Annotated in this window: 23 protein-coding genes; 12 read left to right on the top strand and 11 right to left on the bottom strand. The window is 52.3% G+C overall.

Annotated features, from left to right (window positions below):
* Positions 1–48: 48 nt before the first annotated feature.
* Both BMW93_RS26150 and BMW93_RS26155 read right to left on the bottom strand, forming a co-directional pair.
* Positions 49–777, bottom strand: a complete 729-nt coding sequence (locus BMW93_RS26150; RefSeq protein ID WP_090383379.1) for a LytTR family DNA-binding domain-containing protein — start codon at positions 775–777, stop codon at positions 49–51.
* Positions 778–783: 6 nt separating this feature from the next.
* Positions 784–1,854 carry a sensor histidine kinase gene (locus BMW93_RS26155; RefSeq protein WP_090383381.1) on the bottom strand — a complete coding sequence of 357 codons (1,071 nt, stop codon included), beginning with the start codon at positions 1,852–1,854 and terminating at the stop codon, positions 784–786.
* A gap of 304 nt (positions 1,855–2,158) precedes the next feature.
* Between BMW93_RS26155 and BMW93_RS26160 the strand changes: the two genes are divergently transcribed.
* Both BMW93_RS26160 and BMW93_RS26165 read left to right on the top strand, forming a co-directional pair.
* On the top strand, positions 2,159–2,758 hold the full coding sequence (locus BMW93_RS26160; protein ID WP_090383384.1) for an RNA polymerase sigma factor: 600 nt from the start codon (positions 2,159–2,161) through the stop codon (positions 2,756–2,758).
* A 509-nt stretch (positions 2,759–3,267) separates the two neighbouring features.
* Positions 3,268–3,672, top strand: a complete 405-nt coding sequence (locus BMW93_RS26165; RefSeq protein ID WP_229240826.1) for a LytTR family DNA-binding domain-containing protein — start codon at positions 3,268–3,270, stop codon at positions 3,670–3,672.
* 67 nt (positions 3,673–3,739) lie between these two features.
* Here BMW93_RS26165 and BMW93_RS26170 read toward each other — a convergent pair whose 3' ends face one another.
* The 3 genes from BMW93_RS26170 to BMW93_RS26180 all read right to left on the bottom strand — a co-directional run bounded on the left by BMW93_RS26170 (position 3,740) and on the right by BMW93_RS26180 (position 6,719).
* On the bottom strand, positions 3,740–4,729 hold the full coding sequence (locus BMW93_RS26170) for a beta-ketoacyl-ACP synthase III (protein WP_090383389.1): 990 nt from the start codon (positions 4,727–4,729) through the stop codon (positions 3,740–3,742).
* Positions 4,730–4,862: 133 nt separating this feature from the next.
* The gene (locus BMW93_RS26175; protein ID WP_090383391.1) at positions 4,863–5,606 is read right to left on the bottom strand and encodes an OmpA family protein; all 744 of its coding nucleotides are present in this window, start codon (positions 5,604–5,606) and stop codon (positions 4,863–4,865) included.
* 105 nt (positions 5,607–5,711) lie between these two features.
* Positions 5,712–6,719, bottom strand: coding sequence for a TonB family protein (locus BMW93_RS26180; protein WP_090383392.1), 1,008 nt, complete (start codon positions 6,717–6,719; stop codon positions 5,712–5,714).
* 354 nt (positions 6,720–7,073) lie between these two features.
* Between BMW93_RS26180 and BMW93_RS26185 the strand changes: the two genes are divergently transcribed.
* From BMW93_RS26185 to BMW93_RS26195, 3 genes are all read left to right on the top strand, one after another.
* Positions 7,074–7,652 carry a Crp/Fnr family transcriptional regulator gene (locus BMW93_RS26185; RefSeq protein ID WP_090383394.1) on the top strand — a complete coding sequence of 193 codons (579 nt, stop codon included), beginning with the start codon at positions 7,074–7,076 and terminating at the stop codon, positions 7,650–7,652.
* A 106-nt stretch (positions 7,653–7,758) separates the two neighbouring features.
* Positions 7,759–8,592 (top strand): DUF2306 domain-containing protein, encoded by an 834-nt coding sequence (locus BMW93_RS26190; protein ID WP_090383397.1) that lies wholly within the window; start codon positions 7,759–7,761, stop codon positions 8,590–8,592.
* A 90-nt stretch (positions 8,593–8,682) separates the two neighbouring features.
* Positions 8,683–9,156, top strand: a complete 474-nt coding sequence (locus tag BMW93_RS26195) for a GNAT family N-acetyltransferase (protein WP_218147739.1) — start codon at positions 8,683–8,685, stop codon at positions 9,154–9,156.
* Positions 9,157–9,177: 21 nt separating this feature from the next.
* Here the strand turns inward: BMW93_RS26195 and BMW93_RS35580 are convergent, their stop codons facing one another.
* Positions 9,178–9,327: a hypothetical protein gene (locus BMW93_RS35580; RefSeq protein WP_177194200.1), complete on the bottom strand. Its 150-nt coding sequence runs from the start codon at positions 9,325–9,327 to the stop codon at positions 9,178–9,180.
* A 168-nt stretch (positions 9,328–9,495) separates the two neighbouring features.
* Here BMW93_RS35580 and BMW93_RS26200 point away from each other — a divergent pair, with 168 nt between their 5' ends.
* Entirely contained in the window at positions 9,496–10,110 is a 615-nt protein-coding gene (locus BMW93_RS26200; protein ID WP_090383400.1) for an FISUMP domain-containing protein, read from the top strand.
* Between the two features lie 88 nt (positions 10,111–10,198).
* Here BMW93_RS26200 and BMW93_RS26205 read toward each other — a convergent pair whose 3' ends face one another.
* Positions 10,199–10,951 (bottom strand): SDR family NAD(P)-dependent oxidoreductase, encoded by a 753-nt coding sequence (locus BMW93_RS26205; RefSeq protein ID WP_090383402.1) that lies wholly within the window; start codon positions 10,949–10,951, stop codon positions 10,199–10,201.
* Positions 10,952–11,055: 104 nt separating this feature from the next.
* On the opposite strand from BMW93_RS26205, the gene BMW93_RS26210 reads away from it, so the two are divergent.
* Complete coding sequence (locus BMW93_RS26210; protein ID WP_090383406.1) at positions 11,056–11,412, top strand: helix-turn-helix domain-containing protein; 357 nt, start codon at positions 11,056–11,058, stop codon at positions 11,410–11,412.
* On the opposite strand, the gene BMW93_RS26215 is transcribed toward BMW93_RS26210, so the two are convergent.
* Complete coding sequence (locus BMW93_RS26215; protein WP_090383408.1) at positions 11,405–12,034, bottom strand: response regulator transcription factor; 630 nt, start codon at positions 12,032–12,034, stop codon at positions 11,405–11,407. The two genes, BMW93_RS26210 and BMW93_RS26215, sit on opposite strands and share 8 nt — an antisense overlap.
* Positions 12,031–15,096 (bottom strand): ATP-binding protein, encoded by a 3,066-nt coding sequence (locus tag BMW93_RS26220; protein WP_090383411.1) that lies wholly within the window; start codon positions 15,094–15,096, stop codon positions 12,031–12,033. Before BMW93_RS26220 ends, BMW93_RS26215 begins: the two co-directional genes overlap by 4 nt.
* Positions 15,097–15,266: 170 nt before the next feature.
* On the opposite strand from BMW93_RS26220, the gene BMW93_RS26225 reads away from it, so the two are divergent.
* Complete coding sequence (locus BMW93_RS26225; RefSeq protein ID WP_090383413.1) at positions 15,267–16,187, top strand: AraC family transcriptional regulator; 921 nt, start codon at positions 15,267–15,269, stop codon at positions 16,185–16,187.
* A gap of 18 nt (positions 16,188–16,205) precedes the next feature.
* Here BMW93_RS26225 and BMW93_RS26230 read toward each other — a convergent pair whose 3' ends face one another.
* Entirely contained in the window at positions 16,206–17,024 is an 819-nt protein-coding gene (locus BMW93_RS26230; protein WP_143061728.1) for a hypothetical protein, read from the bottom strand.
* Positions 17,025–17,056: 32 nt separating this feature from the next.
* Here BMW93_RS26230 and BMW93_RS26235 point away from each other — a divergent pair, with 32 nt between their 5' ends.
* Positions 17,057–18,733, top strand: a complete 1,677-nt coding sequence (locus BMW93_RS26235) for a glycoside hydrolase family 28 protein (protein ID WP_229240828.1) — start codon at positions 17,057–17,059, stop codon at positions 18,731–18,733.
* A gap of 12 nt (positions 18,734–18,745) precedes the next feature.
* On the opposite strand, the gene BMW93_RS26240 is transcribed toward BMW93_RS26235, so the two are convergent.
* Positions 18,746–19,783: an alpha/beta fold hydrolase gene (locus tag BMW93_RS26240; protein WP_090383418.1), complete on the bottom strand. Its 1,038-nt coding sequence runs from the start codon at positions 19,781–19,783 to the stop codon at positions 18,746–18,748.
* A gap of 252 nt (positions 19,784–20,035) precedes the next feature.
* Here BMW93_RS26240 and BMW93_RS26245 point away from each other — a divergent pair, with 252 nt between their 5' ends.
* The 3 genes from BMW93_RS26245 to BMW93_RS26255 all read left to right on the top strand — a co-directional run bounded on the left by BMW93_RS26245 (position 20,036) and on the right by BMW93_RS26255 (position 25,247).
* Positions 20,036–20,647 (top strand): RNA polymerase sigma factor, encoded by a 612-nt coding sequence (locus tag BMW93_RS26245; RefSeq protein WP_090383420.1) that lies wholly within the window; start codon positions 20,036–20,038, stop codon positions 20,645–20,647.
* A gap of 111 nt (positions 20,648–20,758) precedes the next feature.
* Positions 20,759–21,805, top strand: a complete 1,047-nt coding sequence (locus BMW93_RS26250) for a FecR family protein (RefSeq protein WP_090383422.1) — start codon at positions 20,759–20,761, stop codon at positions 21,803–21,805.
* A 190-nt stretch (positions 21,806–21,995) separates the two neighbouring features.
* Positions 21,996–25,247, top strand: a complete 3,252-nt coding sequence (locus tag BMW93_RS26255; RefSeq protein ID WP_090383425.1) for a TonB-dependent receptor — start codon at positions 21,996–21,998, stop codon at positions 25,245–25,247.
* Positions 25,248–25,251: the final 4 nt, after the last annotated feature.

Raw genomic sequence — 25,251 nt, forward strand, 5'->3', positions numbered from 1 at the left:
TGACCTAATGACTATTCACTCATTCACTCATTCGAAATTCACTCGTTCCTATTGCCACTTCGCCAGCAATTCCTTGAATGCATCCTTGTAGAGGTCGCCCACGGGAATATCGACGGTGCCGATGTGCACCGCGCTTTTGCTGATCGAATCTACTTTGCCTACGGACACGATGAATGAGCGGTGGATGCGGATGAATTTTCCGGAGGGAAGCTTCTCTTCGATTGCTTTGAGGCTGCTGTGCGAAACCACCGGGCTGCCGTTGGCCTGGTGGATTTTGACATAATCCTTGAAAGATTCGATGAAAAGGATCGAATCGAAATCGATCCTGACCAGCTTATAATCCGATTTCACGAACAGGTAATGCTCGCTGGAATCCAGTTCCGGTTCGTTTGATGCCTCCCGCAGGTTTTCGAAATACTTTTTGGCCTTCATGGCCGTGGCGAGGAACTGGTTATAACCAAACGGTTTGAGCAGATAACCCAGCGCATCCACCTCATAGCCCTGCACCGCAAACTGATTGTAAGCCGTCGTGAACACGATCCGCGTTTTGGTATCCGGGTTCTGGCTCAGTACTTTCGCCAGTTCCATCCCCGTTAGTTCAGGCATCTGAATATCCAGGTAAACCAGATGGATGTTTTCTTTCGTGATCACTTCCAGCGCGTCCAGCGCATTGATATACCTGCCGTGCAAATGCAGGAACGGCGTTTGCTCCACAAATGAACTCACCAGGCCCAATGCGAGCGGCTCGTCGTCAACGGTAATGCAATTCAGGGTCATGTCGGTTTACGTGAGGTTGATGGTCAGGTCTACGGTGTAGGTGTTCGCGCGTTCATCGGTATGGATTTCCAGCCGGTGCTTTTCGGGGTATAAAAGGTCGAGGCGGCGGCGGGTGTTGCTCAGGCCGATGCCGCCGCTTTCCGCTCCCGCCACGTTTTGCACGGGGAAAATATGGTTTTCTACATGCAGCTTCAATGCGCCGTTCGATAATCCTGCATGGATCTTTATTTCAGATTGCTGCGAGGCGTCGATACCGTGTTTGAATGCATTTTCAATGAACGGCAACAGCAGCATCGGGGCAATAGGGTAGTCGGGCACAGGCTCGTCGCGGGTGTATTGGACATTGCTGCTGCTCTGCACGCGCAGTTTCATGAGTTCGATGTAGTCGTCTATAAACTCGAATTCCCGGCTGAGCGGGGCCACGTCCTGCTGCGTTTCATAGAGCAGGTAGCGCATCATGCGCGAGAGCGTGAGCGTGGCCTCGCGTGACTCTTCGACGTTGGTGTAGGAGAGCGCGTATATATTATTGAGTGTATTGAAAAAGAAATGCGGGTTGATCTGTGCCTTCAACAGCGCGAGCTCGGAGGTAATATTCTGTTTCTCGACCGCATCGCGCAGGCGTGCGTCAGCCTGCCAGCGCTGGATGACGGCCATGCTTGTGCTCACGCCCATGACGAGTAATGTGGTCATGAGCAGGATGCCGTCGAACAGGTGCCGGGGTTTCGGTCCGCCGTGGTGCCTCGGGCGGGGCATTACCCGCTCCATGTGCCGGCGGATTTCGAGTTGCTGGTCGGCCAATTTGCTCACCACCAGCATTAACAAGACCAATGCAATTACCCAAAGAATAAATGCGAAGATCCTGTTTTTCAGCAGGTAACGCGGGACGAGGTAATGTGAATTGAAATAGAAAAGTCCCACCAGCAGCCCGAAATTCAGGAATTGTTTCACCCAAAATACGGCAGGCAGGCTCACGCCCCACGACAATGGCTGGTAAAATACGAGCACAAAGCCGAGCAACGCCCACGCAAGCAAATGCATCGCGACCACTACGCCGCCTTTTGTGTTTTCTCTGGTCATTGATGTAAAAATAACAGGCAAACGGCGGTATTTAACAATGCCGCGCGGGTGTTTCGACGTATCGCGCCTTTTGGTGGTTAAATGGCCACTCTTTGCCGACAGGCCGACAGCATCGCCGGAAAGCCTTTTCCTGCGGCCGGTTTATCGGGTAAAAGGGGCCATTCAGCTACACTTTCGGGCTCTCCGTCCAAGCGGTTTTTATTCGCGGTTTACATTAATTCTCTTTGTATTGGGCGATCCCGGACGGCAGTTCGCGGAAGCAACAGGTAGACCCGCTGAATGATCCATTGAAAAGTAAGAACGTATGCTCAAATTCCTGAATAAAATCATTTTCGATCCGAACGATTTCCGCTCGGTGATCGCGGCTTGCATTGCGGGGAACAGTCAGGCTCAGCATATTTTGTTTAAAAAATACTTTGGTTATGCCAAAAGCATTTGCCTGCGGTACACCTATTCGCCGGAGGAGGCTGAGGAAGTGTTGAATGAAGGGTTTTTCAAAGTTTTCAACAACCTGGAAAAATACGATCCAGAGCAGCCGTTCAAGGCGTGGCTCAGGACGGTGATGGTGAACAATGCGATCAGCTATTTCAGAAGGAACAAAAAGCATTATGCCGCACGCACGGCATTCGACGAAATCCCCGAACCGGGCATTGCCGAGGACGCGGTTTCCGGGATTACCGCAGGGGAAATCATGCAGCTTATCCACGAACTGAAACCGATCTACAAAACGGTGTTCCTGATGTACGCCGTGGATGGTTACAGCCACAAGGAGATCGCCACGATGCTGGAAATCAACGAAGCCACCGTGCGCTCGCAGTACGCACGGGCGCGGGCGCAGTTGCAGGAAGTAATCACCGTGCATTACCCCGAACTTGCGGGCCAGTATGCAATGCTTTCGTTTTAAAAACGCCCGTTTACCCATCCAGATTTTGAAATCGTGGGCGCGTTTGCGACCCACGATCGTCTTCCTTGTCCAGCGCCGAAAGTAACGTAAGCGTCACCCGGACCATCTACACGTATATTCAATTCACGCGAAAATAAAGCGGTACAATCCATTTGGAAGCGGGGTGGAGTTAAAGCCGTATCGGTGGCTTAAACTGTCTCAAAAGATCGCCTAATGTGATTTAAACCTGCAAAAGGCGCTTTCGGCTGAGCAAACGGCTATTTCAGTTTACCGCCCGTTTTAGCCTATTCATGAGGTAAAAGTTACAATTCACCCGGGTAGCTGTTTCCCGGGGCGAATTGTTATACCACTTTTGTATCGCTGCTGGCAACGAACCGGGACTTCAAGCTCCTCAGCGATCACTGCCAGCCCAAGCGCCTGTTAGCCATGAAAGTCAAATAAATTTAGCCATGAAAGTAAAAAACCAATTGCCAAACCAGTCCATGAAAAATCAACCTGTCCTTTCACCCATGAAAAACCTGTCTATTATGTCGTCGGGCGGCGTTCCGTCGGGCGGCGTTCCGTCGGGAGGCGCCGGCGAAGCCAAAAACGTCCCTGCCATTACAGTTTACAAGTTTGGGAAAGCGATCTCCGTGAAATCCAGCGATATTACTTGTCTGGAAGGTGTCGGAAACTACACATTTGTATACACCCGGCATGAAAAGCACCTGGTTTCGAAATGTCTGAAAGAAGTTCAGGAGGAATTGAGCAGCGACTTTTTACGTATCCACAAATCATACAGCATCAATGCGCGGCACATCGCATCACGCTGGCCGGACTACATCCATCTCAGCTGCGGTAAAGTGATCCCCATCGCCCGCAGGCGCATCCGCGAGACGCACGAGATATTGGGAAGAATGGCGCTTTCGGCGTAGCGAATCGATATAGAAGTGACTGGCCGTCAGGATTTATGAATGCTCATAAATCCTGACGGCCTTTATTTTAATAGGCCCATTTCACATAAGCCGAAGCCCACGTGAAACCGGCACCGAATGCGGAGAATATGAGGTTGTCGCCTTTTTTGAGCTGTTTTTCGTAATCCCAAAGGCAAAGCGGGATGGTTGCGGCGGTGGTATTTCCGTAATGGGCGATGTTCATCATCACCTTATCCATACCCACACCCATGCGGTTGGCCGTTGCTTCTATAATGCGGCGGTTGGCCTGGTGGGGTACCAGCCACGCCACATCGTCGTGGGAGAGGTGGTTCCGTTCCATCATTTCCGCCGAAACGTCGGCCATATTGCGCACCGCCGATTTGAACACCTGCTGGCCGTCCTGGTGCAGGAAATGCAGCCGCGCGTCCACCGTTTCGTGGCTGGCCGGGAAGCGGCTTCCGCCTCCGCGTTGCACGAGGTTGTTATAGCCGACGCCGTCGGAGCGGATCAGCGTGTCGATCACGCCGTAGCCGTCGGTATTGGGTTCCAGCAATACGGCGCCGGCGCCGTCGCCAAAGAGGATGCAGGTGCGGCGGTCGGTGTAATCCATCACGGCCGACATCTTGTCCGTACCTACTACCACTACCTTTTTATATTTACCGGTTTCGATGAACTGGGCGCCAAGTTCGAGGCCGTAAACGAAGCCGGAGCAGGCGGCATTCACATCGAAACTGCCGATGTTGCGGATACCCAGCTGATCGCAGATGAGGTTGGCGGTACTTGGGAAGACGAAATCAGGAGTAATGGTTGCGCAAATGAGGAGGTCTATTTCAGCGGGATCGGTGTTGGTTTTTTCGAGGAGGCCCTTTACGGCTTTGGCACCCATGTGCGAGCTTCCGAGTCCGGGTTCTTTCAGGATGCGGCGTTCCTTGATGCCGGTCCTGCTCACGATCCATTCGTCGCTGGTGTCAACGAGTGTCTCCAATTCGGCATTTGTTAGAATGTAGTCGGGTACATATCCTTCGATGCCTGAAATGGAGGCTTTTACTTGTTTCATATTCGATTCTAATACTGGTAAATGTCGCTGTTTGGGGATTCTTTTGCCCTAAACAACAAATATGCACTACAAAAGTGCGCATTTCTCCACCTTTCAATGGATTTTTTGGGAAGTTAATTTGAAAAGGAAAAATCTACGGGACAATGCGTATTTCGACACGTCGGTTGAGCCTGCGGTTCGCTTCGCAATCATTCGGCGCAACGGGCAACCCGCTGCCGAATGCTTTCCCCCGAATGCGGCCCATTTCGATACGCCTCGAAATCAGGTATTTTTTGACCTCGTCGACGCGGTCGAAGGAAAGCAGCAGGTTCTTCCTCGGATCGCCTACATCGTCGGTATGCCCGTACAGTTCGATCTTCGGCGCCGTGTTCCTGACAAGGTAATCTGCGAGGATTTCCAGCTCGTAATTGCTTTCCGGCAGCAAGTCGGGCTCGCTTTGGGTAAAGAGCAGCACGGTTTCGACCTCTTCTTTCAAATCCAGTTCAGATACCTTGGCAGCCGCCAGTTTACTCGAATCGCTGTTTCCTATCGGTGTTAAATAAAAAACCTTTGTCGGACGAAGGGTACGGGCCGCTATCACCTCGGAATGCGTTTCATAACCGTGGGCGTGGATCGAGATAACGCCCATGTCCCTCGCCGACATTTTGAACTGGTAGGCGCCGTCTTCAAAAAGTGGCACAACGAGGTCTTCGGGACGTTGCCCCACTACCATGATCGTAGCTTCTACGGGCCGAAGGGTGTACTTGTCGAGCACGCGCACGGCCACGCGGGAGCGTTGCGGGATGATCTTTTGCTGGTTTGGAGCGACCTGCTGCTGGCCATACGCTGCAAAACCGGCCGCGATGGCCAGAAATAAGATGGTTGTAAAAGTTTTCATTCAATCTCCGGTTAGGTTGAACAATCGATTTTTACAAACAGGGATTTGTTTTTATAAATATATGAAGGTTACTTATAATTAACACAATGCCGGCCGGGTTTTTTATCAGGGAAATGTTCTGATTTTGAGGGGCGGGGGTGCGTACAGGGGCCTGGGCGTGACGAAGCCGTAACCATACCCGGATAACCTCGTCTGGGGTGGTTCATGTGCCGATAAATTCAGCTTGCGGTTCCGGAAAAGCTTTTCCAGTTCATCCTTCACGAGTACCGGCGCCTTCCAGGGTTCCAGCTTTATTTTCTTGCTGAAAAGCTTCGGCACCTCTTCCTTTACTTTGAGAGGCAGCTTGTCGAGTTCCGGGTCAAACTGAATGCTGATGGTGTACCAGACGGCGATCGGTTTGCCGTCTTTTTGCGCTGGCGTCCATTTGGGCATGCTGTTTACAAGTCGGAGCGCCTCGTCGTCCAGCTCTTCGCCGGGACTGCTCACGACCCGTCCGCTACTCACATTCCCGTCCTCGTCTAGCAGGAACGATACCCGTACCGAACCCTCGATACCGGTTTCGAGCGCTTCGTGCGGGTATTGCAGGTTGTTGGCGAGAAATTTGTTCAATCCTTTGTAGCCGCCGGGGAAATAGGGCCACCGGTCCACCCGCATGGAATTGCTGCTTTCGTTGGCCCAGCCGACCTCCGAGTCTTTTAAGGAAGCTTTGGCGTGGCTTTTTGAGCGTGCCGCCACGGATTCAGGCCGGGATTTCAGCCGGATCACATATTCCGCCGCCGATTTCCCGATTGAGACCTGTTTTGTCTCGAAATCGGGGTGCTTTACTACCAGTGTGCCGCTCAGCGGTGCGTCCGCAATTTCAAAAAGACCCGAAAGGTTGGTGACGGTACCGCGCTCCGAACCGGCGATGAGAACGGCTGCATTCGCCACAGGTCGCGAAGATTCGTCGGTGATTTTGCCGAAGATCCGGATGCTTTGCAATACAGCCGGACGGATGTCAAGGCTGTCGGGAATCACATATTTACTATGCGCCGCAGCGGGGACCACTATCGGCGTCAGCAGGGTGAGGAGGAAGTATTTTCGGAGAAGCGGTTGTGGTATTCTTTGCAGCATGGGTTTCCTGATGTTTGAATGGGCCGATATTCACACAACTATACCTTTTTTCCATAAACGATTGTAATTCATATAAAGGATACGCAAATAGCGGCAGAATGTGTAAAAATTTGAAATAAAAATCTACGATCATCGGGTAGAGCCGGAGGATCATCGGAACGGCACTCCTTGTAAAGTGGCATTTCAAAACATTTTCAACTCCGGTGAATTGGAACGCGGGGCAACTATCGGGGAAATCCGGATAGTCCATAGCCAAAAACTATCGTGTGGAGCAGGATAAAAGTTTCGAAAGCGACTTTGACCGGGAGATGAAAAAGTGGAAGTTGGCATAAAACTTTCGAAAGCCGGATAATCATGGAACATTACTACACGACGCTCTTCGAATACATTTCACGGATGATTACGTTGCCCGAGGCCGACCGGGAATCGGTTCGGACGTCGTTCAGACCTGTGTTTGTCCCAAAAGATACGATGATCGAGAAGGCGGGGGAAGTACCGGGTTACCATAATTTTATCGTCTCGGGGTATATGCGGAATTTTCATCTGGATGAGGACCATAACGAGATCACGACGGACCTGAACGACGGGCCCCGGTTTTTTACCTCGTATTTTCATTTTATGAACCGCACGGTTTCGAATGAGAACCTGCATTGCGTGACCGATTGTGAGTTGTTACGAATTGGCCGGGACGATGTCGACGCCACAGCAGCGCGCAGTTTCACGCAGAAGGATTATACGATTCACATTTTGCAAGAGCATTTACAAAAAGACAAAGAGCGGATCAATGATATGGCCAATCTCACGGCGGAAGCACGCTACGCGAAGTTTGTAAAGGCAAATCCCGGCATTATCAGGAATGTGCCGTTAAAATACATCGCATCCTATCTCGGTATCACCCAGCGGCACCTGAGCCGGCTGCGGGGCGATGGCTGAGACCACATTCACACAAGAATAAAACCGCTTGTCCATATTGGACATTTGTCTAATGCTGAGGGGTATGACCGGCTTTAAGTTTGGCCAAACTTAAACGCGCGATACGATGGCCGAGACAATTAACATTCCTTCAAAAACCAGTAAACAAGATGCTCAGAAGTTACTGAACCTCGCCGTAACCGCCTGGTTTGTAGTCACCACGATCGGCCAATGGGCATTTGGCATTTACATCATCGCATTTTATGGCACAAGCACCGCCTCGGGCGACTTCGAAAACTGGAACAAAGTATTGCCGCACGGCTATGTAAAAGGCGATTGGGCGGGTAACCTCGTGGTCGGCCTGCACGTTTTACTGGCAGCGATCCTGGTTTTTGGCGGGCCGTTGCAGCTGATGCCGATTGTCCGGCGAAGTGTGCCACGGTTTCACCGTTGGCTCGGGCGCGTTTACATTACCACGGCAGTGATCGTCGCCACGGGCGGTTTTGCGATGGTATGGACGCGCGGCGCAGTGGGCGACCACGTGCAGCATGTCAGTATCAGTGTTCAGACGGTCTACATCATCGTTTTCGCTTTGCTAGCATGGCATTATGCACGTGCGGGGCGGTTCGACATACACCGCAAATGGGCGATGCGGCTGTTCATGGTGGTGAGCGGTGTATGGTTTTTCAGGGTGGGATTAATGTGCTGGCTCGTGCTCAACGGCGGCCCGGTTGGTTTTGATCCCCGTACATTCAGCGGGCCGTTTCTTACCGCGCTGGCGGTGTTTGTCTATGCCTTGCCGGTATCGCTTTTGCTGCTCGAATTGTATTTTTATGGGCAAAAAACGAAAGGACGGATCGCTATGACGGTCACCGCCGTAGCGATATTTCTCTTGACTGCGCTAATGGTCGTCGGAATTTTTGGAGCTATCATGGGAATGTGGTGGCCAAGGATCGGGTAGGGACTGTTCTTCCCGATAATCGCGGATCTGTATCTGTTCATATTGACAATAATTGATGAGCTTTGCTGAAAAAGCAGCGTAATGTTGGTTATGAATGATACACCCAAACTGATGATCGCCGAACGCGATGCCCATTTTGACGACGGGAAGGAGCTCTTCCAGGAATATGCGGCGTCGTTGCCGATCGACCTTGCTTTCCAGGGATTTGACGAAGAATTGGAAACTGTGCGGGATCAATACGGGCCTCCCTCGGGTGCGCTTGTGCTTGCGTATGCGGGAGAGCGTGCTGTCGGTTGCGCGGGCGTGCGCAGCAAAGGCGAGGGAATCGCCGAGTTGAAAAGAATGTATGTCCGGCCGGAATTTCGCGGGCATCAGTTGGGGCGACTGCTGCTGGAACGTTCGGTTTCCGTCGCGAAGGAATTAGGGTACCGGAAGCTCCGGCTCGATACACTGGCCAGTATGACCGGCGCACGCAGATTGTACGAGTCGTTCGGATTTGAAGTGATACCGGCTTATTATGCGAACCCGCATGCAGATGCTATTTACATGGAAAAGCTGCTCTGAACAGCTCCCGGAGCGGTTCGTTTAACGATATCGTTTCATCAACAGCGACAACGGCCATAAAACGGCGGTAACGATTGCCTTGTTCCAGTCCGGACGTTCCGGGTTTTTCCGGTACGCCTTCACGCAGTACCAGGCCAGGATGAATAACGAGATGGTAATTGCGGTTGCCATGGTTTCTGGTGTTGGGTTGATAATGTGTTGTAAATTAAAGCATTGTGCTTCCTTGGGCTAAAATATTCGTACCAGCGGCGGCCAGCAGCTTACAGATGGATAACCCTGTTGCAACTGTCGGAGAAGATTGATTAAATTTATAGGCTTCACCCAAAAAAGCCATTAGCCATGCAAAACAGTCTTCTGAAATCACTGCTAATCATCTGCATTTGCATCATGACCGGACGGGCAAATTGCCAAACGGCTGGTACTATCAGCGACCGCGACGGTAATACTTACACGGTCAAACTAATGCCGGACGGAAACCAGTGGATGACCCAGGATTTGAACATCCGTGTGGATAGCTCCTGGTGTTTCGGCGACGACCCTGCAAACTGCAAAATTTATGGTCGGTTATACACCTATTTTTCTGCACCCCAGGCCTGCGAAATGCTGGGGGACGGCTGGCGTTTGCCGTCCCGCAAGGACTGGGAAGTTCTGTCCGACCAATACGGCGGCGCGAGCAATAAGTCGAAGGACTGGGGCAGGGCGGCCTACAAGGCATTGCAAACGGGCGGCGAATCCGGGTTTAATGCCACATTAGGCGGCAACCGGGAATTTAACGGCGGCAAATACGAGCGACTTAATGGTCACGGATTTTACTGGACAACTACCGAAATCGACACGCAAACGGCGTGGAATTATAATTTCGGCGCAGGCGGCAAGGCATTGCATTGCCAGGACGGCATGGGAAAGCAGGAAGGCGCCTCGGTGCGTTGCGTGAGGACGGTTGCGAAGAATTGACGTCCCGTTTTTCAACGGGAGCTGTTACTTCGAAGGTTTGGGATACTTTTCCAATGTCTCAGCACCAACATTCTACCCCAAAAATCACTCAAAACGGATAACGCCGCATCCCTCCATCCACCACCACGGCCGAGCCCGTCACGTATCGCGCCCGCGGCGAAACTAGAAACACGGCCATATCGGCCATATCCTGCGGTTGCCCGAAATCTCCTAGCGGGATTTCCTGGTGAGCAAACGCTTTCCGCTCGTCGTCGGAAAAGTAGGGCCGGATGTTCGCGGTGTCGATCAATCCGGGTTGCAGTGTGTTGACGCGGATGTTGTATTGTCCGACCTGAGCGGCCAGCTGTTTGGACCACACGGCCATACTGGCCTTTGCTACTGCCGAAACATTGATGCTGCGGAGCTCGTAGGTGCTGGTCAGGTTCAGGATTACCCCTTGCCGGCGATCGACCATGCGGGGGAGGAGCGCCTGCGTGAGCTGGCGCGGGCGGTCGAAGTCGAGGGCCATTGAGTCGGTCCAGGGCTGTTCCGGGCCGGTAATGTCAACGGGGCGGCTCTGTCCGGCGTTGTTGATGAGGATATCTACGTCACCTAATGCGGCCAATGCGGCCTGCGCAATGCGCTGAGGGCCGTCCGGGGCTGTGAAATCCTGGGCAAAAACGATCGGCTGAATGCCTGTTTCGGCTGCTACTTCTTCCCGCAGGCTGCGAAGGCGTTCTTCATTCCGGGCGGTAGCGAATACGCGCACTCCCTCTCTGGCCAGTTCTTTTACGATGGCGCGACCAATTCCCTGACTGGCGCCGGTTACTACGGCCGTTTTCCCTTTTAAATGCAAATCCATAACTGTGTTTCGAATGTGTTAAAAACTGGTTGCAAACGTAACCGGAAGCATCTAAATTTGGAGGCTATACAACCAATTGTGGGGTACTAACAAAAGTGTAAGTAATGGCAGCCAGAAAAGAGAATTCAACCTACACCAGCAATGAAAAGTACATTGTGGAATGCGATCTTACCTATGCGGTCAACAAGATCGGAGGAAGGTGGAAGATTTTGATTATCAGCAAATTGGAAAAAGGGAAGATGCGGTTTGGAGAACTGAAAAAGGAATTTCCCTACATCACCGAACGAATGCTGACGCTACAACTGCGCGCGCTCGAACAGGACGGGCTGGTCCGGCGCACGGTGTACGCCGAAGTGCCGCCCCGTGTCGAGTACGAGCTGACCGACATGGCGGCGGCATTCGGCCCGATCTTTCAGCAGCTCAGCGAATGGGGTGGAAAGCACCGGAAATTATTCAACTGAGCTTGTAAGCTTCCGCAAGCTGCACAAGCGCTTTGCGGTCGGGGATATTCAGTTTTTCGAAAACACGCCGCCGGAATGTGCTTACGGAGGTGTATTGCAGCTGCATAAGCTCGCTGATCTGCGTAATGGTGTAGTCCTGAATGATATACATCGCCACCTGGAATTCCCGGGGCGTCAGTTCGTCGAACGGGTTGACCGCCTTCCGGTTCAGCGTGTCGTTCACGATAACGTCCGCCAGGTCTGCGCTCATGTATTTTTTTCCCGCTAGCACGGTATCCACCGCCTTGATCAGGTCTTCGGGCGATGCGTCTTTCTCGATGTAGCCGTGCGCACCCATTTGCAGGACCCTTTTTCCAAAAATCACCTCACTGTTCATCGACACGACAAGGACTTTGGCATCGGGCTGAAAGCTCTTGATCCAGTGCAATATGGTAGCCGTATCGGCGTCGGGCATGCTCAGGTCCAGCAGGATCAGGTCGTATTTGTTGTTTTTCAACTGGGCCATAATGGTTTGGCCATCCCAGCTTTCGTCTATTTGCGGATCGGTAAAATGGTTGAGTAATGCAACTTTAAGGCCATAACGAACCAGGGAATGGTCGTCGGCAATCAATATCTTTTTCATAACGTAGTAAAATTGGGCGGAGCGGTGTCCGTCAAAACAGCTTCTGTTGAGTTAGGTTGGCTGGGTAAAATCCCGGAAATGATGACAGTCGTTCCCTGTCCGACGAAGCTCTCTACTTCCAGCTTGCATTCGAGGCGGGTTACGAAATCGATGATGATCTGGTAGCCGAGGCGGCTGCTTTGCTCGATCCCGGCCGTCGTGAGCACGTTCTCGATGCGCCGGTTGATTTTGCTTAGCTCGGCAGGCGACATACCCCGCCCGTTGTCCGATACCGAAAGTCTCAGGTACTTTTCATCGAGCTTGTCGAGCTCCACCCGGATATGGCCGCCCGTCGTGTACTTATTGGAATTGTCGATCAGGTTGCGGATCACCGCTTTTAAAATCTCGCGGTTGGTATGGATTTCCCATCCGCCCGGATTGATGAATTCAAGGCTATTGTTTTTGAAAAGCAGCATTTCCTTAAAAAACTCCTCCAACTCCTTCGCCAGATCGTCGAACGGGAACGGGCGCTTGCTGAGGAAGAAGCCTTCCTGCTGCGATTTGGTCCAGAGATTGATCTCCTTTACAAATGCATGGATATTCGTTGCCGCTTTTTTAATCTCCGAAGTACCGGCCCTGACGTCGTCGAGGCGGTCTTTTTCCAGCGCGGCAGCGACGTGGTCCGACAGCAGGTTCAGGAAATGCAGCGGCGATTGCAGGTCATGCGCGAGCAGGAGCGCGATTTTTTCTTTCAGCTTGTTGCTGTATTCCAGCTGCTTCGTGCGCTCGCGAACCTGTGCTTCAAGCTGCTTTTTTCGTTGCGTCAGGTAATGATAGCGCAGTTTTACCACCAGGTAAAACGAAAATGCCAGCAGGCACAGCGCGAACAGCATAGCATACCAGGTCTGGTACCAAAACGGCTTTACTGTGAAATTCTTGGTTAATAACCTCACATTGTCACGTCCGAAGCCTGCCTTTTTCCTTACTTGAAGCGAATAATCCCCATGACTCAGCCGGTTGAGGGTAATGGTCAGGCTGCCATTCAGTTGATACCATTCATCGTCGAGGCCTTTGATATTGTATTCCAGCAGCTGGTTTTCGGGCAAACCGAAAAAGGGCGATGCAAGCGTAATTTCCACCCGGTTGAAAGAAGGGGCCAGTAGCAAGTCGTTGCTGAACGGCTTTTCTTTTCCGTCGACGACAAATTTGTCGATCAGTATCCGCGAATCCGGAAGAATGTCGATAATGCTGTCGGGATATACCTGCACCAGCCCGTCCATCGACGGGAAGGAGAATTTTCCGTCCGGAAATACGACCGACGACGGGTCGCAGCCGCCGTTGAATTCATTATTGCCGAAGCCGTTGCTTTTGTCATAATAGTAATAGAAAACGCTTTTGGCTTTGCCGTCGAGGTAGTCGTACAGGTCCCGGGTCCTGCATTTGAAGAGGCCGTGATTGGTGGTCATCCACATAAACCCCCGTTTGTCTTCCAGAAAAGTATGCACAACGAGCAGATAACCGTTGCGGTCGAGCGGTAATGCGGTAGCTTTCCCGTTACGAACGGCATAGTAACCCTGTCCATAGGTCCCGGTCCACAGTGTTTTGTTTTTATCATAATAAAACGCCCTCACTTCCCGGCCTTTCATCTCAGGGATATCCTGCAAAGTGGCTTTCCCGACATCCATCAGAAACAAACCTTTGCCATCCGACGCCCAGAAACTGCTGTTGCCCGCAGGGGCAAACGTGTTGACTTTCCTGGGTAAATTCAGCCATTGGATCGAATCCCCCGAGATTTTCCCGAGGTTTCCGGAGAACGTATTAACCCAGATGTTTCCGTCGGGAGTCTGGGCCAACTCTGCCACCGCAAGGGACGAGTGAAACTTACGGATCAATTGCAAATCGGGACCGCGTTCCTCCACGTATCTCGTCAGCCTGTAAGTCCACACGTGCTGGGCCTTGTCGACCAGGATGCCACTCCTGGGCCCGAGCGGGAAGGGCGGGCTGGTGATTGTGCCGCCGGGCAATACAACCCCCAAGTCAGTGAGGATGCCATTGTTTTGGTACAAATGCTGACTGTAAAAATTATTGGTAGTCCCGGGAATGCGGACGGTCTTAAACTGTTTCTTTTTGAAAACATATACTCCGTTGGTCCCTGTTCCCACCACCTGAATACCGGATTCGGGGAGGTTCAGATAACAGAATACCTTGCCTATGTTGCCTGTTTTCAGGACAGGTTTGCAAATAAGCACATTGCTTGGGCCGCCGACCGGCTGTGAAAGTTCATAAAAGGTATCGGGCGTATGCAGAAAAAGGCGCTCGCCCTGCTGGAAGAATTGCGAATTTGGCCCAAGGTCCGGCGCACCGCCACCGGATGTCCGGGCAAGGACGGCATATTCCCGTCCGGCCGAATCGACACAGGCAATCCGCCCTGTCGGGCCGAGAAAATAGAGCCTGCTATTCAGCGTGCCTGCCTTATCAAAAGACATCACCGCCTCCTCGAATGTCTTCAAAAACGTCACTTTCCTGTTACGCAGGTATAGCAGGCCAACATCGCCGATTCTCAGAAAACCATCCCCACGACTTCCGACCTGGTGATAAATGACCTGTGCCGCAAAAGCAGTGAAAAGCGATTCAACCCGGCGGCGGTCTTGCGGTAGCAAGTTGCGAACGATATCGAACTGCTCCCTCGGCGATTGAAGTATTACAGCCCTGTTCCTTACATGCGGATTCAATACAAAAGTCTGGTTGTTCTGCTCAAAAGAAAAGACTTTAAAACTGGTATCCTTGAAGTAAATAGTGCTGTCGCCCGTGAGGCCCAGTTCTATAATGCGGTTGCCGGCAAGCTGCGGTACGTTGCTTTGATTGTATGTCACGAAATGCGTCCCGTCGAAGCGAACCAGCCCGCCCTGGGTCGTCATCCAGATGAACCCGTTTTTGTCCTTCCGAAGCTGCATGACGCTGTTTTGCGGCAGGCCGTTGTCGCTCGTATAATGCTGTTCCGTGAAATCGGAGACCTCCTGGCCGGAAGCAGGCAAGGCGGCCGTGAAGAAGAAGAGAAGTTGAATTATCTTCGCGATTTTCATAGCCGGTTCAACAAAGGGTGTTTGTCATGAATGACAAAATAGGGTCGGGTTAAAGGATGCAATAATAGCTTAGTTTTGTAATAATTTCTATGCGTTGTACAAACATTTCTAATAGCCCGGCATCTTATTACTTGTTCAGGTTATTGAGCGGTTTTCTTTATTTTTGACGCATGGCGCGTAACCTGGTAGTCAAAGACCTCCCCGAACTGTACGAAACGATGGGCCTGCCGGTCGACCCGGTGGATGCGTCGTCGGGCCTGACGGTGCATTTCCTGCAACAGACCTTCACCGAATTCCCGTTCGTATCGGTTCCTTTCAGGCCTAATTATTTCAGTTTTCTGTTTATCCGCGAGGCATTTGGCAAATACACGATAGACGACCAGGTTTTCGAGGTGCGGCCGGGAACCGTATACTTCACCAACCCGGGCAACTACCGCATTTTCGAATGGGCCAGCATTAGCGACACCTGCCTGATCACATTCAACGAAGCCTATTTAAAGGAAAACGTGCACGAGGATGTTTATCGGGACTTCTCTTTTTTGCTTACCGAAACCGTCGAGCCGCGCGTTTTGTCCGACGATCAGTTCACCATCGTCCGGCAGCTCTATCAGCAAATACACGCCGAACACCGGGGGAATTCTCCTTACAAGAACAGGATCATAGGAAGCCTGATGGTCGCGTTACTGTTGAAAATCAAGGAGTATTTTTTTCAGGACTATAATCCAATTTACGAAGGCAACCGCAGTTCGCAGATTGTCAAAACATTCAAAAGAAACCTCGAACAGCATTTCAGGGACTTGGTGAACGGGAAGGTGGAAGTGCAATTGCGCGTACAGGACTACGCGGACCTGCAATTTTTGCACGTCAACTATTTGTCGAGCGTGATCAGCAGCAAAACCGGCAAATCCATCAGCGCGTGGATCGCCGATAAAACCGTAGCCGAAGCGAAAGTAATGTTGCAAAATCCCTCGCTGACCATCAAGGAAATAGCCGTTCGGTTAGGCTTTCTGGAAGCGCCCCATTTTAGTAATTATTTCAAAAAACACACCTCGCAAAGCCCAGTTGAATATCGGAAGCAGCATGCGGCGTAATATTCGAGGTTTGGATTTCTAATGGACGGCTTCGAAACCATACGCATTTCCATCCAGCAACAGCATGGACATCAGCCAGTTCTGTTTTTCTTGTTCTTCGGGTAGCGGGTCCACTTCCCACACATGCCATCCCTCGAAGTGCCGGGAATATTTTTCTTTGATCTGCTGCGAAAACGCCTTTGATTCGGCGAGCTTGCCCAAATGAAATTCTCTGATTTCGGAATGCTTTCGTGATAGCTTTGTTTTGAGAAACTCCGCGACGGCCCTGGTAGGTTCATCCATCCAGGCCTCAAATGCAACATAATTGGGCAGCAGGCAGGATGCGTAGTGCCCCAGCAGCGTAGATTTCAACTGAATGGGAGCATAGAAACTGTTGTAGCGAAAATGGTCGACCAGTATTTGCTTTCGCCGGTCGTGCAGGAAAGTTCGGTAATTGACTTTGAGATAGTCAACTTTGCTTCGATCGGAAACCAGTGACAATACCATTTGTGAGCGGTCGAATAAAATGGAGGGGATCAGCGTCGTTTTCAGGTAGTCGACTGTCTCCCGTATGTGATCGAGCGAAATGCTGTTCGCTTGATCCTGATTGATGATATTTTCAATATGCCATTCTTTCTGTTCTGCGACACGCTTTTGATATTCTATCATCTGTTCTTCGCTCAGTATTTCCCGGAAGACGCTATATTCAAAATCCCACTCTTCCCAGGCCGAAAAGAAATGCGTATCGGAGCGTGAGTCTCGCATTTCTTCATATTGAAGGGCGACTTCCGCCTGTTGCGCATTGAGATTAAGCTGGCCATACCTGGCTTGAACAAACCTGATTTCTTCTCTTTCCATAAAATTCAATTTGCTGATAAGCCAATATAGCAATGCTTCCCACATTCGCTTCGAATAAAATCGCCCTTTTTTTAAGAGTAGTTGCGCCCGACCCTCGTCTTCCCCGTGAATATTTGGGCAGAGACATGATGAAGCATTTGAAATTCTGGATTTTTCTTTGGGTAACCTCCGCAAGCTGGGGGATCGTAAACGGGCAGATCGGAGCGGGTAACTTCGCCGGGAATGTTCCAAAAGTGGCGGACGTGGGTGCTGCCAGGCTACCTGCGACGATCGCGCCGGTCAAAGCGCCGTTCCCGATGCCGGCTTTCAAGAAACCGGTTTTCCCTGCATTAACCATCAATATCCATGACAAAGGTGCCCGGGAAGGGGCAATGGTAACGAAAGTAATCCAGGCGGCCATCGACGAAGCGGCCGCGAAGAAAGGCGGCACCGTCGTGATCCCCCGCGGCATCTGGAAAACCGGGCGTATCAGTCTGAAAAGTAATGTGAACCTGCATGTCAGCGAAGGGGCCGAATTACATTTCAGTCCCGAAATCGAGGATTATCTGCCGGCGGTGTTCACGAGGAATGAAGGCGTGGAGCTGATGTCGCTTGGGGCGCTGATTTATGCCAATGGCCAGGAAAATATCGCGGTTACGGGCAACGGAAAGCTGGTGGGACCACCGGATGGGCCAGTGAGGAAGCGATATATGAACGTGAACGTGATCGAGAAAGTGGTGCCGGCGGATAAGCCCGTGCACGAGCGTGTGTACGAAGGCAAGGACGGCGGTTTCATATTCCCGCCGATGTTTATTTCGCCTATTAACTGCAAAAAGGTTTATATAGAAGGCATTACATTGGAAAACACGCCCTTCTGGAACGTGGTGCCGGTGTATTGCGACCACGTGGTCATCCGGGGTATTACCGTGCGTTCGGTCGGCATTCCGCGTGGCGACGGGATCGATATCGAGTCGTCTAGGAATGTGCTCATCGAGTATTGCACGCTCAGCTGCGGCGACGATTGCTTCACGATCAAGGCGGGTAGGGGCGACGACGGTATCCGCGTGAACAAGCCGACGGAGAATGTGGTGATCCGCCATTGCCTCGCCCGCGAGGGCCACGGGGGCATTACGTGCGGGAGCGAAACGGCCGGAATGATCCGCAATGTGTATGTTCACGACTGTGTTTTCGACGATACCGATACCGGTCTGCGCTTCAAAACGCGCCGCTCGCGTGCCGGTGGCGGCGACAACCTCACCTACGAGCGCATACGTATGATCCTGCGCGGCGACGCCGTGAAGTTCGATATGCTGGGCAGCCGACAGTATGTGGGAGAACTCGCCGACCGTTTGCCAGCCCGGCCGGTGGACAAGCTGACGCCGGGCTACCGCAACATTACGGCCCGGAATATTATTGTGGAAAAGGCCCGGACATTTATTGACATTACCGGCATTCCCGAGTCGCCGGCGACGAATCTGCTCATTGAAAATGCCGATGTGCATGCCAGGACTGCCTTTAAAGCCAGCGACGCACTCGGCGTTACCGTCCGGAATGCGTCGCTCACCGTCACCGACTCCCTTTTGCGCGGGCTGGATATCCGGAATGTGCTTTTTGAAGAAGTGGTATTTAAAACGCCGCAGAAACGGATCTGGATGGATGTTGAAGGTGAAAACTCTAAAAACATCCGCTTCAACGAATGCCTCCCGGCGAAACCGGAAGGCTGGGAATAGGGCATTTCAATATCATTTCGCAAGGTTATCGGCCTCGATAATGGCGTCCGCAAATGCCTTGGGCGCCTCCTGGGGCAGGTTATGCCCTGCGCCTCTCACCACGTGGTGGATGTGCTTGCCGGTGGATTTGCGGGCAAATGCCGAGCCGTCGCCCGCAGGCACGACGCCGTCCGAATCACCGTCGAGGGTGACGGTCGGAACGCTGATCGTTGGTCCTGCGAACAGCTTTTGCTCGATTTCGTCGTACTGTTTCTCGCCGGGTTCGAGGCTTAGCCGCCAGCGGTAGTTATGGATCACGATCGCCGCGTAATCGGGGTTTTTGAAGGATTCGGCCGAGCGGTTGTAAACAGCATCGTCGAACGCCCATTTCGGCGAGATGTTTTTCCAGATTAGCTTATTGAAGTCGTACCAGTTAGCGGTGTAGCCTTTCTGGCCACGGTCGGTAGCGAAATAATATTGGTACCACCAGCCCCATTCAGCGGCGGGCGACAGCGGCTGCTGGTTTCTTTCGAGGTTGTTGATCAGGTAACCATTCACCGAAACCATCGCTTTGACGCGTTCGGGCCACAATGCGGCGATAATGTTGGCCGTACGGGCGCCCCAGTCGAAACCGCCGATGACGGCCTTTTTAATTTTCAGGGCGTCCATTAATGCGATGATATCCATTGCAACGGCAGCCTGCTGGCCATTCCGGAAGGTTTTATCTGACAGAAAACGCGTAGTACCGTGGCCGCGCAAATGCGGAACGATCACCCGGTAACCGGCATTAGCAAGCAATTCGGCAGATTTTGCATAGCTGTGGATGTCGTAAGGCCAGCCATGCAGCAGTATCACCGGCTGACCGGTGGCAGGGCCGGTTTCGGCGTAGCCGACATTCAAGACACCTGCTTCTATTTGTTTGATTTCTCCGAATGTGTAAGTGCCGTGGTCTGCAACGGGGTTTCTTTTGCTATCCGCCATGGCTTTGGCAGGAAAGATTTGCGTCGCGGCGAAAGTAAGGGCTGCGAGGCTCAGAAAACTGCGACGGCTGTATTGTGTGCTATTTTTCATTTTTGGGATGTTTGAGATCGATGGTTGGAAGTCCGCCGGGTAATTTTCCCGTTTGGATGATTCAAAATTAGCTGATCGCCCATCCGCCAGACAGGTGAACTTACCCGAACCGGACAAATCCGCCGCCCGATTGGACATTTCCGGCGCTGTATCCGACACGGCAGGATAGTCGCCTCCCTGATATTTACTTATTTTATCTACAAAAGATCATATTTAATTCAAACATCGCTACCCGGAAACGGGGATCATATTATGCTGCGACAAACGATGCAGATCAGGCCAACGGATGAAAAAGTACTGCTCGACAAGCTTGCAGAAGGCGATGAGCCGGCATTTACGGCGCTTTACGAAAAGTATAGTTTGAAGTTGTATGCCAATATTTTACGGCTCGTCAAATCCGAAGACATCGCAAAAGAAATCTTGCAGGAGCTTTTCCTGAAAATATGGGAAATGCGCGGGCAGATCGACCCGGAAAAATCCTTCAAATCATTTCTCTACAAGATAGCCGGTAACCTGGTATACGATCATTTTAGGAAAGTTTCGCGGGATAAGAAGTTGTCGGACAGCTTGTTGTATATGCTGGAAGAACAATACAGCCATTCCGAAGAATCTGTCATTTATAACGAAAGCCTGGAACTGCTCAACACGGCGATCAGCCAGTTGCCCGAAATGCGGCGACGGGTATATGTGCTGGGCAAAATCGAGGGTAAAACCTATGAAGAAATCTCAGCGCAGCTCGGTATTTCGCATTCCACCATCAGCGACCATATTGTAAAAGCCAACCGTTTCATCAAAACCTACCTCACCAGCCGCACCGACGTGGCGCTCTCGCTCATTATCACCTTCATCGGCAGCGATTTGTAGCAGCAAGGCTTCTATTTTGGTATACATCAAAGAAAAAACTGAAATTTTTTTCGACAAGGAGCAGAGGACAGTTTCCTTCCAAACGTATTAGCGAAAACAAACGCGAATACTTTGGAAAACCCTAACCCCGTAGAAGCGCTATTCATGCGCTATTTGGAAAACAAATGCACCTCCGACGAGGTGGCGTCGCTGCTCGGCCATTTCCGGGCCGGCAACGATGAGGCGCAGCTGCGCAAACTGATCGCCGAACAGCTGGATGCCGATAATGCCGACGAAGCGAAACACAAGCAGGCTGTGCATGAAGTGTACGCCTCGCTCGGCCGGCAGATTACCGGCGGTATCCGACCGGTCGGTGCCCATCCTGCGTCGGCCCGCCGCAGAGCCTCGCGGCCGCTCGTTGCGCCATACCTCCGTAATGCAGCCGTCTGGCTCCTGGTTTTATGCTCGGCAGGGACGGCGCTGTATCTGTTCAAACACCGCGAAACGGAAACCCCGCAAGTTACCATGCTCCACGCCGCGGCCGCGGCGGGCGAGCGCAAGGAAGTAGTATTACCCGACAGCTCGCACGTGTGGCTGAATGCCGGCAGTTCGGTTGATTATCCGCGCGTGTTTGAAGGAAACGAACGGAATGTCAGCCTCACCGGCGAGGCGTTTTTCGACGTCGCGCGTGATCCCGCGCACCCGTTTGTGATCCGCACGGGCGTATTACGTACGCGCGTCGTGGGTACGAGCTTCAATATCAGGGCCTATCCCGAAGATCCGGCCGTTGCGGTGTCGGTAGTGACGGGCCGCGTGAAGGTGAGTTCGGCCAGCGCGTCGGTGGATTTGCTGCCCGATCAGCAGGCCGTGTATGGAAAATCGGACGGAAAACTCGTGGCGCAGCCTTGCCCGGGCGCCGGTGCGCTTGCCTCGTGGAAGAATGGCAAGCTGCAATTCCGCAACAGACCGCTGCACGAAGTGATCCGTACGCTGGAACGGCGGTATGCAGTCCCGATCCGGGTGAGTGAAAGTGCACGGGAATGCCAGGTACTTCATGCGGATTTCGACGACACCGAGCCAGTAGGCCGCATTCTTGAAATGCTGGCGGTGTCGTTAAACGGCAAAATTGAAAGGGAAGGAGAAGCGGGTTACCGGCTCGTTACCGAAGGCTGTTTTTAATACACACTAGTACGAAGGAAGTAACCACCTAAAACCGAAACGATGGAACACATTACCTAACAAAAATCCCCGGACATGAACCCGGGGAAAGAGCCAAAATGCAAGTTCAAAATTGCGCCGGTACCACAGGGGTCGAAGTCTAGGGCATCGCGCACAACCAGCTGATTTACATTTTAAACCTGTCAAAATTATGAAAAAATCTCTCCCAAGGAGTGAAGTGATTCACTATATTCTTACTGCGATGAGATACAGCGCCATTATCATCTTCCTTGTTTGTTGCGCTGCTTCCCTGTCTGCCGCCCACGATTCGAATGCGCAGGCGCTGGAAAAGGCCGTAACAGTCCACGTCAAAAATGTACCGCTCAACGAAGCCCTGGACGAGATAGCCGCTCAGGTGAATGTCAATATCGTTTTTACGGGCAAAGTCGCCGACCTGCCCAAAGCGAGCCTCCGGGCCCGAAACGAAAAGCTCCGCGATGTTTTGCCGAAACTCCTCCGGCCATACCACCTTACTTATGCATTGATGGGGAACAACATTGTGATCCGTCGCGACACTGAAATGCCCGGAAAGAATAAGTCTAAAACCGCGCGGGCGGATACCATCCTTGTGCGCGGCCGCATACTCGACCAGAAAGAACCGCCCGGCCCGCTGATCGGCGTCACGGCGGTCATTAAGGGTACGCAAAAGGGCGCTACCACCGATGCCGACGGGTTTTTTGAGATTTATACTCAAATAGGCGATGTGCTGGTATTTACTTTCATCGGTTTTACGGGAAAAGAATACGTCGTGAACGGCAACGAGCGTAACCTGATCATTTCCCTGCCGGAAACCACTACCGCATTGAACGAAGTCGTGGTAACCGGTTTTTCGGAGCAAAAGGTGAAATACCTGGCCAGTTCGGTGAGCACGGTTTCGATGAACAACGTTAATAACAAACCCATTACCCAGCTTTCGCAGGCATTGCAGGGCGGTACTACGGGTATTAATGTAAACCAGAGCTCCGGGTTGCCCGGTGGCGACGCGGCCTCGATCAAGATCCGGGGTGTGGGCTCATTGCTGGGCTCTTCCCCATTGGTATTGGTCGACGGCGTGCCGTTCGACATGAACAAGCTCGACCCGAATACGATCGAAAGCATTTCGATCCTCAAAGATGCCGCAGCCGCATCGGTGTATGGGGCGCGCGCAGGCAACGGAGTGATCCTGATCACGACCAAGCGGGGCGTTGCCGGGAAGGTGGATGTGCAGTACAATGTGTTTTACGGCAACCAGACGCCCATGTACAAGCCCGATTTCGTCGACGCGGCCACCTACATGGAAATGGTGAACGAGGCCCGCAAGAATACCGGCGGCGATCCGACGTACTCGCAGGAAGTGATCAGCAATACCCGGAATGGTGTGGAGCCGCTCCGTAACCCGGATACCAACTGGGGCAGGTTGTTAATGAAGTCCAATTCGATGATCCAGCAACATGGCTTGCAGGTTTCAGGCGGGAATAATTCTGCGCGGTTTTCGCTGGCCGCCAATTACATGAAACAGGACGGAATGCTCCAAAACTCGACTTTCAACCGCGCGAACGTACGGGCAAACACAAGCATTGACCTGCGGAAGAATGTAGTCGTGTTTATGGACCTTTTCGCCTCGCGCGACGATCAGTTGCAGCCTTACGCGTACGGGGGCGAGAGCGGGCGACTGCTCAACTGGATTTATACCGCACCGCCGAACATCATGTCCAAATACCCAGAAAAGCCCGACCGGCCGGGATATGCCTATTACGGGACTTACGGTGAAAGCTGGAACCCCGTGGCGCAGATCGAGAAAGGTGGCACCATTCAGCGCATCCGCGACGAGGTACTCATTAACCTCCGCCCGAAATGGGACGTTTCGCGGGATTTGACGGTGAAGGGGCAGTTCAGCTACCGTGTGTCTTCCGGGGCTGACAAAACCAACCGGGAGTCGTTCGTATTCTTCGATTATTTCACGGGTGAAAAGGCCGGTTGGGATTACGGAACGATCAAATCCGCTGGCCCGACGAACCGTTCGAGCTACTATTATGCGGGTGGAAACATCGATTACAACAAGAATTTCGGGGACCACCGGGTGAATTTCATCGCCGGTTTTTCGCAGGAAATGAACAATGCGGATGCCTGGCAGGAAATCGGATTGTTGTCTGCTTTTGGAAAAGCCTATTACAGTTTCAAGGACAAATACCTGATTGAAGCGGGTATGCGCCGCGATGGCTCTTCGCTTTTTGCCCCTGGTAAAAAATGGGGGAATTTCCCATCGCTGGCGGCGGGCTGGAATGTGAGTAATGAGGGCTTCATGAAAAACGTCCGTTTTGTGAGCCAGCTCAAATTGCGCGGATCTTACGGAATGCTCGGGAACAACAATATTCCCCCTTACCGCTACCAGTCCACGGTAAATACCGGAAATGGCACGGAAAGTACGATCGGTAACCCGGATATAACCTGGGAAAAAGTGGGTATCCTCGACATCGGTGCAGATTTGAGCCTTTTCGGCAGAAAGCTGGATTTTACTTTCGACTGGTACAGCAAGAAAACCACCGACCTCATCCTGAACCCGCAGCCGACGCTCACCTCCGCATTGCTTACCGGGCCGATCAACATCGGTAGCGTGGTGAATAAAGGCTGGGAGCTGAAAGCGGGCTACAACAGATCCCTGACCGACCGCATTAATTTCAGCCTCAACCTCGGGTTATCACGCAATACCTCGGAATGGCTGAAACTTTCGCAGGAAACGCCTATCATCGATGGCGACAAGATCAGTCAGAAAGGCCGGGCCATTTCGGAATATTACGGGTACAAAAGCCTGGGGCTGATCCAGCAGGCCGATATGGATGCCAACGTGCCGATCATTGCCGGCCAGGGCGCGGGCGATATCCGGTATGCCGACAGGAATGGCGACGGGATCATCAACAACGACGACCGCGTAGCGCTCGGCGCCGTGGACCCGGTGACGACCTATTTCGGGAATTTTTCGGTGAAAGTCCGGAATTTCGATTTCGAGGTGCTGGTAACCGGTACCGGCAAAGTGCCTGTGTTTTATTCCAACCGCATTGCGTTACCCCTGAACGTCTCCGGGGAAGGCGGCACGCCTTTGAACTGGCACCGCGACTACTGGACGCCCGAAAACACAAATGCGCGCTTTCCAAGGCTGCTCACGGCGCCGGGTAACAACGGTTTGCAGTCGGATTTCTGGCAGGCCAACGGCGCATTTGCGCGGGTGAAATACGTGCAGCTGGGCTATAACCTGCCCGCGTCGGTGACCGGCCGCCTGCACATACGCGGCGTGCGCGTATATGTGAATGCGCAAAACCCGCTCACTTTCACCAAACTGAAAATCATCGACCCGGAGACGAAAGGTGACCAGGGCACTTATCCGCTATTCAAAACCAACACGATCGGCCTCAACGTCCGGTTTTAACGAA

It is taken from the genome of Dyadobacter sp. SG02 (genome assembly GCF_900109045.1).
Lineage (GTDB): Bacteria > Bacteroidota > Bacteroidia > Cytophagales > Spirosomataceae > Dyadobacter.

Bases quoted from the DNA above. Each gene is read 5' to 3' on its own strand.
- BMW93_RS26150 (WP_090383379.1), bottom strand. From the start codon at position 777: ATGACCCTGAATTGCATTACCGTTGACGACGAGCCGCTCGCATTGGGC.
- BMW93_RS26155 (WP_090383381.1), bottom strand. From the start codon at position 1,854: ATGACCAGAGAAAACACAAAAGGCGGCGTAGTGGTCGCGATGCATTTG.
- BMW93_RS26160 (WP_090383384.1), top strand. From the start codon at position 2,159: ATGCTCAAATTCCTGAATAAAATCATTTTCGATCCGAACGATTTCCGC.
- BMW93_RS26165 (WP_229240826.1), top strand. From the start codon at position 3,268: ATGAAAAACCTGTCTATTATGTCGTCGGGCGGCGTTCCGTCGGGCGGC.
- BMW93_RS26170 (WP_090383389.1), bottom strand. From the start codon at position 4,729: ATGAAACAAGTAAAAGCCTCCATTTCAGGCATCGAAGGATATGTACCC.
- BMW93_RS26175 (WP_090383391.1), bottom strand. From the start codon at position 5,606: ATGAAAACTTTTACAACCATCTTATTTCTGGCCATCGCGGCCGGTTTT.
- BMW93_RS26180 (WP_090383392.1), bottom strand. From the start codon at position 6,719: ATGCTGCAAAGAATACCACAACCGCTTCTCCGAAAATACTTCCTCCTC.
- BMW93_RS26185 (WP_090383394.1), top strand. From the start codon at position 7,074: ATGGAACATTACTACACGACGCTCTTCGAATACATTTCACGGATGATT.
- BMW93_RS26190 (WP_090383397.1), top strand. From the start codon at position 7,759: ATGGCCGAGACAATTAACATTCCTTCAAAAACCAGTAAACAAGATGCT.
- BMW93_RS26195 (WP_218147739.1), top strand. From the start codon at position 8,683: ATGAATGATACACCCAAACTGATGATCGCCGAACGCGATGCCCATTTT.
- BMW93_RS35580 (WP_177194200.1), bottom strand. From the start codon at position 9,327: ATGGCAACCGCAATTACCATCTCGTTATTCATCCTGGCCTGGTACTGC.
- BMW93_RS26200 (WP_090383400.1), top strand. From the start codon at position 9,496: ATGCAAAACAGTCTTCTGAAATCACTGCTAATCATCTGCATTTGCATC.
- BMW93_RS26205 (WP_090383402.1), bottom strand. From the start codon at position 10,951: ATGGATTTGCATTTAAAAGGGAAAACGGCCGTAGTAACCGGCGCCAGT.
- BMW93_RS26210 (WP_090383406.1), top strand. From the start codon at position 11,056: ATGGCAGCCAGAAAAGAGAATTCAACCTACACCAGCAATGAAAAGTAC.
- BMW93_RS26215 (WP_090383408.1), bottom strand. From the start codon at position 12,034: ATGAAAAAGATATTGATTGCCGACGACCATTCCCTGGTTCGTTATGGC.
- BMW93_RS26220 (WP_090383411.1), bottom strand. From the start codon at position 15,096: ATGAAAATCGCGAAGATAATTCAACTTCTCTTCTTCTTCACGGCCGCC.
- BMW93_RS26225 (WP_090383413.1), top strand. From the start codon at position 15,267: ATGGCGCGTAACCTGGTAGTCAAAGACCTCCCCGAACTGTACGAAACG.
- BMW93_RS26230 (WP_143061728.1), bottom strand. From the start codon at position 17,024: ATGGAAAGAGAAGAAATCAGGTTTGTTCAAGCCAGGTATGGCCAGCTT.
- BMW93_RS26235 (WP_229240828.1), top strand. From the start codon at position 17,057: ATGCTTCCCACATTCGCTTCGAATAAAATCGCCCTTTTTTTAAGAGTA.
- BMW93_RS26240 (WP_090383418.1), bottom strand. From the start codon at position 19,783: ATGAAAAATAGCACACAATACAGCCGTCGCAGTTTTCTGAGCCTCGCA.
- BMW93_RS26245 (WP_090383420.1), top strand. From the start codon at position 20,036: ATGCTGCGACAAACGATGCAGATCAGGCCAACGGATGAAAAAGTACTG.
- BMW93_RS26255 (WP_090383425.1), top strand. From the start codon at position 21,996: ATGAAAAAATCTCTCCCAAGGAGTGAAGTGATTCACTATATTCTTACT.